The sequence below is a fragment of the Staphylococcus sp. CoH_129_LAB_1 genome (genome assembly GCF_058191515.1).
In genome coordinates, this window is record NZ_JBXWKZ010000002.1 from 25,591 (window position 1) to 39,082 (window position 13,492).

A 13,492-nucleotide genomic window follows, 5' to 3' on the forward strand; every position below is an offset into this window, starting at 1 on the left:
ATGTTTGCAATATTTAACATTCTAGCACAAAAAGAATTTACAAGTCTATGTATGTCATGAAAATTTGAATACTATAAATTAATGTAAAGTTTAATTATTTTTTATTATTAGAAAGATTTTAATAATAATTTTTTTAACAATGGTGATAAATGACTTGGTAAATTTTCAACACCTTCTACAAATAATGCAAATTGTCCATAAATATTATGAATTGTTTCTTCAATATCTTCAGTGATAGGATCTTGGCTCAAAAAGACATTAAATACTTCTATTCCAAATTTACGAGCCATTTCTACTGCTTCATATGTATCTAAAATGCCATCTTGAGCATAGTTATACGCTGAAGGTTCCCCATCCGAAAAGATAATTAAAAAACGTTGTTGATGACTTCTTCTTAATAAGCGTTCACTTGCAATCCGTATAGCTACGCCATCTCTATTATCATCTTGGGGGTGTAATGACATAATACGAGGGCCACTTTTTTCCATAATTGAACGATCGTAATGAATGATTTCATCAATTATATTGGGTTGTTTTCGATCATCAGAGTCAAAAGCATCTTCATTAAAAGCAAGAATCTCATGCTTAACATTAAGTGCTTTTAATGTTTCATGAAATAATACTACGCCTTTAATCGTTTCTTCCATTTTATCAAACATGCTAGCAGAGACATCAATTAGTAATGTAAAAGTCGCATCAAATGTTTTACTTAGATCTTGTTTTTTATAAAATAATTTGTATTGATCATCTATAAACCAATTGGTTAAATCACGTTGAAGACGACCTTTAGTCAAATTATGACGTTCATCAACATGTTCTCTATCAATTGTTTTCTTTATAATTTGAATTAAATCTTTTGTTTCAAATTGTACATCATTTTTAACTTGTTGATAGCTTGAAATGTATTCTGGTTCTATATCAGGCACTTTCCATTCTATTTCAACATTTTCATTAATCCCACGTAAAGCAAATGAAGAATTAGAACCTATAAAACCACCTTCATCACGATCAAGTGAATTATTAGAGCCACGTCCTTTTTTCGTCATCATATCTGTCATATCATCAGTAGAATCACCTTCACGTGCAGTATCGTTATCACTCATAACATCACTGTTTTCGCCTTCATGTAGTTCCATTTCAAGGTAAGAACCACCTTCAGATTTACTATCTTGAGCATTTGTTTCTGCTTCAGCTGATATAGTATCATTTTCGTCATCTGTATTGTCCTGTCCATCAACGTGACTTGCATCAGTACGTTTAATATCATCATAAGACATTTTATGAATGGCTTCATATACCTTTCTTGGAAGATGATAATATTCATTTAACATATCATGTGATAGCATTTCATCGATTTGGAACATGATACGTTGTGAGAGGTACATATTGTCTTCAGACGATTCATTTTGGAAAAAATCAGGTAAATATTGAAACATGTGATTTAATATATCATCTAACTGTGGATGTATGACAGGTATATCAAAGAAATTTTGACTTAAAAATGCACGTTCTAAATATAAGAACAGTAAATCTGTATATACTGTTTTTGTTTTATAGAATTTAATTTGTGATTCCGTATAAGATAATCTAGTTTTCAATCTTAAGTCAATTGTTTTAGCTGTGCTAGGACGATCCTCTTTAATAAAATTAAATACACGCATATCTTCTAGTAATCTAAATAGCTGATGATAAAATTTAGGATGACTAAATTCATCATCATGTAAGACTTCATTTACGATAGCTTCGTCCATCATTTTATATCCATAAGCAGCAAGCATGACATCTGTTTTTAAACCTGCACTTTCAATCTCTTTTGGACGATGAGACCAAAACCAACTAGTAATTAAAGTGTTATTAATAGGATCATAATAAGGGAACTTTTGAATTTTAACCTTAGTTTGTTCGTTTTTCAGTAGTAAGCGCGCTAAATCTTGTAACATCATGACTTGTTTAGCATCTAGCTGCTCATCATTAAATTTTATAAAACGATCACTCATAATAATCCCTCTCTAAAAGTTTAATTCGATTGCATTTTTAATAGCTTGCTGTTCGCGTTCATCTTCAAGTTTATCGATAATTGTACGCTTAATTGCTCTCTCTATTGGCATAACTGTAATTAAGTCACTTAAGTCAATTAACGCACGAATACTAGCTGCTTCTTCTGAAATTTGTCCTTGTTTTGACATTGTACGTAAGTCTTCATTAAATTTAATGATTTTTTTAATTATATCATCATCTTGAAGTTGGCTTTGTTGTTTAATGACATCTTTAAGAATGTCTCCTCCAATGTAATCAACTTGTATGACAATAAAGCGGTTTTTTAATGCTTCATTCATTGGTAATGTCCCAACATAGCCTTCATTTATCGCAGCAATTACATTGAAACCAGGGGCTGCTTTAATTACTTCTCCAGTAAAAGGATTGGTTAACTGACGTCTATAGTCTAATACGCCATTTAAAATAGGTAATGTTTCAGGTTTAGCCATATTGATTTCATCAATATATAAGATATGACCTTCTCGCATGGCTTTTATAACTGGGCCGTCAATAAAAATAATTTCTTGTTGACCTTGTTCATTTGTTTTTATTGTTTTAAAACCTAATAAGCTCTCTGCGTCTAAATCAACAGAACAGTTAACTTGATGCATCGGCGTTTGGACCACTTCACTTAAAGTTTCAGCTAATCGTGTTTTACCAGAGCCTGTAGGGCCTTTTAATAAAATATTTTTATTTAACTTAAACAATGCTTTTGCATCATTGAATACAGATTGATCTGAATTGATATAATGATTATTTGGCATTTTAATATTCTCCTTTATAAGATGAAAAAATAGACCAAGAGCGTGTATAAATGTATAGATATTGGCACATCACTCTGAGTCTTAATTTAATCGTTATCTTTTTAGAAATTGAATGTATTTAAACTTCTTTAAAATAATCTTTGTAATAACCACCTACTAGACCAGAGTTATCAATGATTTGATAATATTCTTCAGTTTCATTGATGACATCATATTGTTTTCCAATAGTAAGCATATCTGATACTGTGAATTTTTTTGCATCAGTATTAACTACCATCACTTGTTTAATTGGTGTGCGTGATTTCCAATCTTCATGTAACATTCCCATTTTAAATCCTCCAATAAAATGATTTATATTAATTTTTTTCTAAAGTATATATGAAAGAGATGCCGCTACCTTCAGTAATGCGTAACGATTGAGCATCACCTTGATTTAATATTTGATAAGGAATACCTATTTCATCCAGTTCTTTTTGTGCATGTTCAAAGTCTTCAGTTGAATTTGTACTGAATTCAATTTGTTCCACAATTCCTTCTTCTTTTAATTCAACTTGTTCATTAGATTGATATAAATGAATTTCTCCACCAAGTCCACCATCTCCGATTTCAAATACCTGGACAGTTTGATCAGGAAATTCAGTAGATTCATATTCAGCATAATGTGTTAAATTAAATACATTTTTAAAGATAGAAGTTGTAACCAATAATTCGTTTACTTTAATAATTACTGGTCCCAATCCTTGAATTTGATGAAGAGGATTAACAGCACTTTCAAATGTGGGTGTCCCTAATCCAACGCCAACATTTAATTCATTAGAATAGATATCAAAAATTTGATGATTATCATCTTTAAAATTAAAGTGCTGATTACCGTTTAATTCAGTGATTGAACTAAATTGAATATTATTTTTTTCTAATATTTGTTGGTATTCTTCTAAACCAGCATTCGATGGTGTTCTTAATCCCACGCTTGATATATGTACATTTCTATAATTAGGATTAGGAACTTCTACAAAGTGAAGTCTTGTACCAGGATTTAATTCAGCATCGCCAAAACGTAATGCCTGTCTTTTTGTTGCAACATTAAGACCTAAAATATTATGAAATAAATTCTGTGTTTTTGAGAGATCACTTGTTCCAATCGTAACACTTCTTAGTCCACTCATTCATCGACACTCCCATTTATATATCTTTTCTTAAACATTATAACGTATTTTATATATGAATAATATGTTGAAATCTTAAATAAGAGAGCTGTTTTTTATTATAAAATATACGTAAATAAAAACATTATAATTAATTAAAGTATGTATAATAAATAAAATGTTTATAAGATAATATATATATTATTCCCCTCCCCTACCTTGTCTAATATAGATAGGGGAGGTATATCATAGGTTATTTTAACTGTATAAAAATGAAATTGACAAATTATATGAAGTTCGTTTTTAAATTAATGTAGCTTTAATGACTATTATTTTTTAATGAATTCGTTTGTAATATCCTTAAAAATATTTGTTAATTTTTGTCCAACTACAGTACTTAATTTATCATTTTTATATATGTTAGCCTCTGCTTTGGAAAAGTCATAAATAGATAATGAGGTATGCACTTCTCTGTTATTTTTTATATTCTCAATTTTTTTAATACTAATATAACTAAAACATAAAAAGAGTAGAATAAATTCATTATGAACTTATTCTACTCTTTATCAATTTATGATTAAGGTTTCAATATATTTAGCTCTTTAATAAACGAAATTAAGATTCTAATAATAAGTCTTCTGGGTTTAGATAGAATAATATATATTGTAGTTATGCATAGTAAAACGCTGAATTGAAGCGGCTTTTCAATAACTTTCACATAAATAAATACGCATGAATATTCATGATTGGTAAGTTCTGTGGGGGGAATATGGGGGATTATAAGATTTTTTCATATTCTATTATACTTTTATCATTGTTTAAATTATATAAATCAATACCATTATAGTTTTTATATAAGACAGTTTCACCCAAAAAATCATATTGATAAATAGATGTAATATCTCCTTCAATTTTGTAACTTGTAGAATAGTATTTTTGTCCAAATTTTCCCATTGATATAAAAATCACTTTTTTAACCCCTGCTTTAAATAATAAATGTTTGGCTGATTCTGCTGAGTAACCGTTTGTTATATAATCATCAATTATACAAACAACTTTATTTTTAATTTGTTTAATTATATCAGGATTTACAATTAGCGTTTCTAGGTCTTTATTGCATTTGTTTGTTTGTCGATCATTTTCACCGCCGTGTTTAGGTTTCATTTTGTTTTTTCTTATGAGTAGTTCTGTCCCATTGATAGGCTTCTTATCAAGTATTGTACGTACAAATTCTTTTATAAATGCAACAGAAGTATCGGTGTTTTGAGGATCAGATGATGGAAAAGTTCCCCAAAATTCAACATCTTCAAAAAGAGGATTTGTTCTAACTTCATTAGTTAAGTGAAAAAGTAACAATAATAAAATTCTTTGATCACGAGTAGGTTCTTTCTCTTTTAAATTTGATTGAAAAATATTTTTTATGCGAGCTTCATTTTCAGGTTTGTTATAAGTATTGGCGTTATTTAAGCTCATAACTACAAATGAATTATCAAAATTAATTTGAAAATAATTACCTTTATGTACATCATATGCATTAAAACAATCAATTATACTTTGAAACGAATAAATAGGTAATCCATATTTTTTTACCTTTTCTTCAACAGCAAAAGTTTTGGGATTCATAGGATCAACACTAAATAATGGCATTTTACAATTGAAAGAAAAAATGGCATCTTCATTTACAACCCCAACCATACAAATTAAATGATTCTTTTTGCTTACCTCATCTATAAATAATTTTCTTGTTTCGTACCCCCTCTCATAAAAATGGATTTTATCTTTATAAACGTCTGGAATTTTTTCACGCATTTGCTTAATAGAATTATTTCTTGCAATAATATTTACATCAATTTCATTTTTAGTAAAAAAATCTACAATTTTCAATCGTTTATCAATTAACTCGTTATTATCAGTGAAAAGTAAAAGTTTTGATATACATATTGATTTATTCATATAGCATTTCTCCCCCAAAACCATATAATTTGTTATTTATAGTTGCATCTTTTTGATCAATAAATAGTATTTTTTTATTTGCTTGGCTTGCGTTTTTTATTGTGTTCATTGTACCACTCTTTAAATTAGTTTCTATAACAACAATTATATCGCATATATTTGCTATATATTTATTTCTATCTAAAAAACTGGATTTATAAGTGTTTTCATTTGGTCCTATAGATGTTAAAGCCAACCCCTTTTCTAATATATCTAAAAATAATCTTTTGTTATTTTTAGGATATATATTGTGGAAATTAGTTGGTAAAACTGCAATCGTTTTACCTTGATGATTTATTGTTGTTCTGTGAGAAATAGAATCAATTCCATTTGCTAAACCACTTACAATAATGTATTCATCGTCGATAAATTTTCTAGTTACTTTTTCTGTAATATTGATTGAGTTTTCGGTTGGTTCACGTGTACCGATAATAGCCACTCTTTTATGCTTTTTTGATAATAATGAAATATCTCCTTTAGCGTATAAAAAAAGTGGCATAATATTACTCGGTATTAATGAAGTGATAGCATTTTCATCATATTTAAAATATATTTTGTTTTGTTTTTTATTTTTAAAAAAATCATCTTTAAAATATAAGTTTTTCTTGAAGTTATTATACTCGTTATATTTAGTAGATAGATTGAGATCTTTTTCAGTAAATAATTCTTTTAAATTATTGTTAGCAGAGTTTTTATTAAAAATAATTTTTATAGGATCTAGATTTTGAAGATAAATTTTTTCTAATAACTTCGAACTAAATCCGAATTGGTGTAAAAAGAATAAATCACTTCTTATAAATTTAGACATTGGAACCTCCTTAACAATAGTGTTTTACGTAACGAAAATATAAATAATTGTTAACCCTTAAATGTTATTATACACGTAATTAAATTAAATTAGTTAATTAATTTTCGCTATCCACTCATGATATTGTTTCTTGCTTGCGTTCTTGTATTTTTTAAATGATTGTGGCCCGTCCTTGCCTAATTTACTTTGCATCTTATTAAATGAATGGCGTTTCTTGCGCGCTGCTGCTTTTGCTTTCTGCGTTCTGTTATATTTCGTTGCCTCATTAACTGTTCTAGTATCTTTATCAGGGTCGAACATGTGTGACTTATCCAATGTCTGTTGTATATCTTCATCGCTTTTAAACTTAACAACATATGGCTGGAAGTTACATTGACAGTTAGGGTGCAATGGGAATAGTCTATGCAAATCTACATGTGGGAATTTGTCGCCCGGCTCTGTAACAAATACGATACCTCTATAAGCTGCGCATTGCCCACAGGTAGGAATATTACCAGTAACTTCTACATGCTTAACCTTGCGCTCTGAATACCTGTTGAGGTGCCCATGATTTTATGCTTGCTGCAGTTTAGTACGTGTTACTGTCTTTGCGTAAAAGTCCACCGGTAAATGTTTACCGTCCTTTGTAACAAATGCAGTCATACCTCTTTTACCAAACTTCTCGCCAACATGTTGTGTGATCTGCTTTGTTGTCATGCCTGTTTTAATCCTTTTGAGTATGAATTAATGATACAGGCTGGCAAAACATTTGCCATTGTAGTACTTAATTCTTCATAAAGCCGTTTTAATAGAATATACAAATATTTTACTTCTTCATTGTCTTCGATATCTATAATTGAACGTAAAACTACTATATTAATTACAATGTACTTTCATCAGATGATTTAGAAATGATAAACAATTTGATTAAAGCATATATCTCAACTAAACATTTGTTTTTGAAGGAACCAAAAGATTATTTTGACATAAAAGAAAGTATTATTAATGATCAAAATAATATAGACGGTGATAACTAGTGTATGTAAAAGAAAAAGTGAGTAAATCAGGCATTAAACGTTACGAATTTTTTGAGAAATATATAGATCCACTCACAAGCAAATGGCGTGAAGTTTCTGTAACTAAGAACAAAGATGCTAAAACATATCAAAACGAAGCGAGAAAGCTATTACAGAGTAAAATAGAAGTGAAATTGAAAGACAGAAATACGAAAGAGTTAAAAGGTCTAACATTACATGATGCTATGACTGAATGGTTAGAGCGTGCTATAAAATCAGATAATTTAAAACAAAGCACGATTAACTCATATAAGTATGAAATTGGATCTATGAAGAATGATATTGAAAAGGATATTAAAATCATTAATGTACATTTCCAGTATATGCAAGATTTAATTGATATGTGGGCTAAAAGTGTTAGTTATTCACGAGTAAAGTCGCATAAGAATAGATTGATGTCCGTATTTAAGTATGTACGTGACGTGTACGATATGAGAGATATAACAGCTATAGAGCGTGTGAAGTTGCCTAGTAATAAGAAAACATATGAGCAAACAATTGAAGAGCGTGAGAACTATCTAAATGAACTGGAACAGCACCAGTTACTAAATGCATTGAAAAAAATGTATGACAAGAATTTCAATTACGCTTGGGCTAAAACATATTATTCTGCATATAAAGCATTAGAAATACAATTACTTACTGGTATGCGTATCGGTGAAGTCTTAGCGTTACAATTTAAAGATATTAACTTCGAGAAGCGGTTTATTGATGTAAATGGTACTCTAGTAGACAGAAAAGATCCCATTTCACAAAGATATGGTGTTAAAGACATAACAAAAACGGGTTCAAGTATGCATAAGATTGGTATCACTGCACGAGCAGTTGAAATTTTTGACGAATTATACAAATACAAACAATTTAACGAATTAGATCCTGAGTTTTTGGAACGAGATTTCATATTCACAAATAAAAAAAGTAATCCCCTTTCAACTAATAAGATAAATTATATCTTAAAAGAAGCATTGAAGATTACCAATATCACAAAACGTGTCTCAACACACACAATGCGTCATACCCATGTATCTATATTAGCACAGCATGCTATCCCCTTAAAAGCTATTCAAGAGCGTGTGGGTCATTCTGATAGCAATATAGCATTGAGGATATATACACATGTTACGGATAATATGGCGCAAAACTTGATTAATGAGCAAGAAGCATACGATAAAGATTTTAATAATCAAAAATATAAATTACGGTTAGTGCAATAAATATATTGAAAGCGTCCTTTTTATTTAGGCGCTTTTTTATTTTTGGTTCAAGTTATAATAATTACTAATATTAAAATAATGATGATATGGGGGGGATTCGGGGGGATTTTCCGTAAATGCATAAATACATAAAAATACAACGACGATAAACGCCGTTGTATTAGGGTTAGTAAACTATTTTGTGTTGTGGATTAAGATTCTAGTAGTAAATCTTCTGGACTCTCGATAAGCTCTTTAATTGTTTTTAAGAATCCAACTGCTTCTTTGCCATCGATAATTCTATGGTCATAGCTTAATGCAATGTACATCATTGGTCGGTTTTCGATTGTATCTTTATCAATAGCAATTGGACGAGTGATAATTGAATGCATACCTAAGATAGCAGCTTGATTACCATTAATAATTGGTGTACTCATCATAGAACCAAATACACCACCATTAGTGATGGTAAATGAACCATTTACCATATCATCTAATCCAAGTTTTTTATCACGTGCTTTTACTGCTAAATCTGCAATTGATTTTTCTAGTTCAGCAAAGTTTTTCTTATCACAATCTCTAACGAATGGTACTAATAATCCATCATCTGTTGAAACAGCAATACCAATATCATAGTATTGTTTAGTAATCATATCGTCTCCATCAATTTCAGCATTAACTTCTGGATATTTTTTGAGTGCTGCTACTGCTGCCTTAGTAAAGAATGACATAAATCCTAATTTAGTGCCGTCATGATCTTTAATAAATTGTTCTTTTTTACGTTTTCTTAATTCCATTACATTTGTCATATCAACTTCATTAAATGTTGTGAGCATTGCGGTATTATTAGATACTTCTAATAATTTTTTTGCAGCTGTTTTCTTTCTTCTAGACATTTTTTCACGGATCACTGGTTTATTAGGCGTATTAGCAGTTGATTTTTTAGATGTTTCTTGTTGTGAATTAGGTTGAGTATTTTGATTAGATTGACTTGGTTTTTGACTATTATCAACATCTTCTTTTCTTATCACATCGCTACCTTTTCCAGCTACTTCATTTAAATCAATACCATTTTTACGAGCATGACGACGTGCTGATGGTGTTGCATTCACTCTTTTATTATTGATTGATTCTGAGTCGTCATTTGAACTTGTATCGCTACCTTGTGCTTCAGTAGAAGTGCGTGGTGTTGAATAATTAGTTTCTGCAGAATCTGTTTTTGTGTTTTCATTTTCAGAATTTGAATCGTTATTTTGTGATTCGCTTGAACTACTTGTACTACCTTTACCTTCACCGACAATTGCAATAGCTTGGCCCACTTCTACAGTGTCGCCTTCAGATGCAAGTTGTTCTTGAAGTATACCATCTTCTTCAGATACAACTTCAACATTCACTTTGTCAGTTTCTAATTCAAGAATAGCTTCTCCTTTTTCAACATTATCCCCTATGTTTTTTAGCCACTCTGCAACTGTACCTTCTGTAATTGATTCTGCTAATTCTGGAACTTTTACCTCTGCCATTATATTTCCCCCTAGTTATTTTTGACACTATTTTCAATAATTTTATGTTGAACAAGTTTGTGAATTTCTCCATCACCTTCGGCAGGTGCTGCACGTTGTATTCTACCCTGATAACTTAAATGATATTGATGTCCAACAATAGATTTAAGATATGGGTAAACAAATAACCATGCGCCTTGGTTTTTAGGTTCTTCTTGAACCCAAGCAACAGATTCTAAATTTGGTAATTCTTCTAAAGCTTTTTTAATGTCCTCCTCTGGGAAAGGATATAATCTTTCCACAGCAATAAGTTGTATATTTTCATTAGGTTCTTTTGCTAATGTTTCTTTTAAATCAATAAACATTTTTCCAGAAGCTAAAATGACTTTTGTTACTTTAGCTTTTTGAGCATCTTCAACAATAATTGGTTTGAAACCGCCAGTTGTAAATTCACTAATTGGCTTAGCCACTGTTTTATTTCTTAGCAAACTCTTAGGTGACATCACAATTAATGGTCTCATCGCTTCAGTATTTAAACTTTTAGCTTGTGCACGTAATAAATGGAAGTAGTTACTAGAACTTGATAGATTGACCACTGTACTATTATTTTCAGCCGCCAGTTGTAAGAATCTTTCTAAACGTGCTGATGAATGTTCAGGACCTTGACCTTCAAAAGCGTGTGGTAAGAATAAAGTTAGACCACTACGCTCGCCCCATTTGGCTCTGGCAGATGACATAAAATTATCAAACATCATTTGTGCCATATTTGAAAAATCTCCATATTGGGCTTCCCAAATATTCATACTATTTTTATTTTCAACATTATATCCATATTCAAAGCCTACGACTGCAGCTTCTGATAATGGACTGTTATGTACTTCAAATGTTGCTTTTTGATTTGGTACGTGATGAAGTGGTGTATACGTATTACCATTATCTTCATCATGTAATACAGCATGTCTATGACTAAATGTACCACGTTCACTGTCTTGACCTGTGAGACGGATTGAGATGCCGTCTTGAACAATTGTTGCAAAAGCTAATTGTTCTGCTTGAGCCCAATCAACTAAACCATTTTCATTTTCAAAAGGTTCTCTACGTTTTTCTAATACTTTATTTAATTTTTTAAAGATTTGGAAATCTTCAGGATAACTAAGCATTGCTTCATTAATTTCTTTCAAATGTTCAAAGCTAAACTCTGTTTCATCGCTTTGTAAAGGTAATTGAAGCGATTCTGGTTTATCCATTGCAGTGTTATTCATTTTATCTGATTTATCAATTTTATCTTGAGCATTACGCATTTCTTTTTGTACAGAATCAATGATTTCAGACATTTGTTCTTTCGTCAAAATGCCCTCATCTACAAGTTTATTTCCATAAATGACTTCGACTGAATCATGCTTTTTGATATTGTGATATAACACTGGATTTGTAATAGATGGTTCGTCCATTTCATTGTGTCCGTAGCGACGATAACCTACTAAATCAATAACAAAGTCTTTATGGAATTCTTTTCTAAATTCCATAGCAATATCGATGGCTTCAATTGTTGCTTCTACATCATCTGCATTCACATGAAGAATAGGTACATCATAGCCTTTAGCGATATCTGATGAATATGTTGTAGAACGACCATCAATAGGTTCAGTTGTAAACCCAATTCTATTATTTGTAATTATGTGTAGTGCCCCGCCAGTTGAATAACCATCTAAATTACTTAAATTCATTGTTTCAAAATTGATGCCTTGACCAGGATATGCAGCATCTCCATGAATAATAATTGGCATACCATTATAGAAATCAGTAGTTGGTCCACCAGCATGATGTGTATCATCTTGAGCAGCTCGTGTTTTACCTATTACTACAGGTGCAACGATTTCTAGGTGACTAGGATTATTTGCTAAAGAAATACGTTGTTCAATACCATATGAAGAAGTAGTTTTCACACCGCCTAGGTGATATTTAACATCGCCAGTCCAACCAGCAGTAAGTTTTAAGCTGCCATCTTCAGGTAAGAATTTCATTGGATCGGTATGCATAAATTCTGAAATCATCATTTCATATGGTTTTTCTAATACGTGTGTTAAAACATTGAGACGTCCTCTATGTGCCATCCCAATTTGAATATTCTGGATGTCCTCTTGAGCAGCTCGTTTCAATGTATGTTGCAACATTGGCACTAATGTATCTACACCTTCAATTGAGAAACGTTTTGCTCCAACAAAATTTTTATGTAGATATTTTTCAAAACCCTCAACATGAGCGAGTGTTTTGAATAAATTAATTTTTTCATCATTATTGATAGTAGCTTTATAAGGTGTTTCAATACGACGTTTTAACCAAGTACGTTCTTTATTATTATTAATATGATTGTACTCAAACGCAATAGAACCTTTATAACGCTTTTCCATACGCTTTAACGCTTCATAAGCATTATCGTATATATCACTAAAATGATCTGATACGATTCCAGGCGAAATATTTTCTAATGTTTCTATATCTAAATTAAACTCTTCAATTTCTAGTTTAGGAACATGCGTTCTTTCAGGTGCATTTACAGGATAAATATCAGCCTTTAGATGACCATATTGTCTAATATTATCGATTAAACGCATGAGACGTTTGATTGTACTATCATCTGCTGAAGTACCACTCCCATCTGTGGTAGACTTAGCCTTGATTTGTGCTTCGCCATTTTTTATTGTACTAAAAAGCACTTGTAAATCATCTGAGACAGAAGTTGGATCTTGAAGATAATCATCATATAAATCGAGCATAAGACCCAAATTTGCGCCAAAGTTTACAGGTGCTTCCGTAACATCCTTTTTATCCTTTGCCATATTATACCCTCCACAAAATAGTTAAACCGCTTACACAACTATCATAGCACTATTTTAACCATTGATAAAGACTATTAACTGAATATTATGTAAAAAGAAAAAATATAAATAAAGATATTTTTTTGAAATTTATGTTAATAAAAAACCACAGATTATTAT

The 13,492-nt window shown here is 30.6% G+C and carries 11 protein-coding genes; 1 reads left to right on the forward strand and 10 read right to left on the reverse strand.

Going from position 1 to position 13,492, the window contains the following annotated elements:
• Positions 1 to 107: 107 nt before the first annotated feature.
• The 8 genes from AC2FB1_RS00945 to AC2FB1_RS00980 form a co-directional block, all read right to left on the reverse strand.
• The gene (locus tag AC2FB1_RS00945; RefSeq protein ID WP_490673412.1) at positions 108 to 1,997 is read right to left on the reverse strand and encodes a vWA domain-containing protein; all 1,890 of its coding nucleotides are present in this window, start codon (positions 1,995 to 1,997) and stop codon (positions 108 to 110) included.
• A 12-nt stretch (positions 1,998 to 2,009) separates the two neighbouring features.
• Positions 2,010 to 2,801 (reverse strand): ATP-binding protein, encoded by a 792-nt coding sequence (locus AC2FB1_RS00950; RefSeq protein ID WP_490673413.1) that lies wholly within the window; start codon positions 2,799 to 2,801, stop codon positions 2,010 to 2,012.
• Between the two features lie 118 nt (positions 2,802 to 2,919).
• The gene (locus tag AC2FB1_RS00955; protein ID WP_025987180.1) at positions 2,920 to 3,123 is read right to left on the reverse strand and encodes a DUF6501 family protein; all 204 of its coding nucleotides are present in this window, start codon (positions 3,121 to 3,123) and stop codon (positions 2,920 to 2,922) included.
• A 34-nt stretch (positions 3,124 to 3,157) separates the two neighbouring features.
• Complete coding sequence (locus AC2FB1_RS00960) at positions 3,158 to 3,967, reverse strand: VOC family protein (RefSeq protein WP_490673414.1); 810 nt, start codon at positions 3,965 to 3,967, stop codon at positions 3,158 to 3,160.
• Between the two features lie 756 nt (positions 3,968 to 4,723).
• Positions 4,724 to 5,899, reverse strand: a complete 1,176-nt coding sequence (locus AC2FB1_RS00965; RefSeq protein ID WP_490673415.1) for a phosphoribosyltransferase — start codon at positions 5,897 to 5,899, stop codon at positions 4,724 to 4,726.
• Positions 5,892 to 6,746: a DNA-processing protein DprA gene (locus tag AC2FB1_RS00970; RefSeq protein WP_490673416.1), complete on the reverse strand. Its 855-nt coding sequence runs from the start codon at positions 6,744 to 6,746 to the stop codon at positions 5,892 to 5,894. The genes AC2FB1_RS00965 and AC2FB1_RS00970 overlap by 8 nt, the downstream gene beginning before the upstream one ends.
• Positions 6,747 to 6,839: 93 nt before the next feature.
• Positions 6,840 to 7,046, reverse strand: coding sequence for a hypothetical protein (locus AC2FB1_RS00975; RefSeq protein WP_490673417.1), 207 nt, complete (start codon positions 7,044 to 7,046; stop codon positions 6,840 to 6,842).
• Between the two features lie 252 nt (positions 7,047 to 7,298).
• On the reverse strand, positions 7,299 to 7,442 hold the full coding sequence (locus tag AC2FB1_RS00980) for a hypothetical protein (RefSeq protein ID WP_490673418.1): 144 nt from the start codon (positions 7,440 to 7,442) through the stop codon (positions 7,299 to 7,301).
• Between the two features lie 319 nt (positions 7,443 to 7,761).
• Between AC2FB1_RS00980 and AC2FB1_RS00985 the strand changes: the two genes are divergently transcribed.
• Positions 7,762 to 9,015: a tyrosine-type recombinase/integrase gene (locus tag AC2FB1_RS00985; protein ID WP_490673419.1), complete on the forward strand. Its 1,254-nt coding sequence runs from the start codon at positions 7,762 to 7,764 to the stop codon at positions 9,013 to 9,015.
• A 191-nt stretch (positions 9,016 to 9,206) separates the two neighbouring features.
• Here the strand turns inward: AC2FB1_RS00985 and odhB are convergent, their stop codons facing one another.
• Together odhB and AC2FB1_RS00995 are read right to left on the reverse strand one after the other, a co-directional pair.
• Positions 9,207 to 10,514, reverse strand: coding sequence for a 2-oxoglutarate dehydrogenase complex dihydrolipoyllysine-residue succinyltransferase (gene odhB, locus AC2FB1_RS00990; RefSeq protein ID WP_002449702.1), 1,308 nt, complete (start codon positions 10,512 to 10,514; stop codon positions 9,207 to 9,209).
• An 11-nt stretch (positions 10,515 to 10,525) separates the two neighbouring features.
• Positions 10,526 to 13,333 carry a 2-oxoglutarate dehydrogenase E1 component gene (locus tag AC2FB1_RS00995; protein ID WP_490673420.1) on the reverse strand — a complete coding sequence of 936 codons (2,808 nt, stop codon included), beginning with the start codon at positions 13,331 to 13,333 and terminating at the stop codon, positions 10,526 to 10,528.
• Positions 13,334 to 13,492 lie beyond the last annotated feature (159 nt).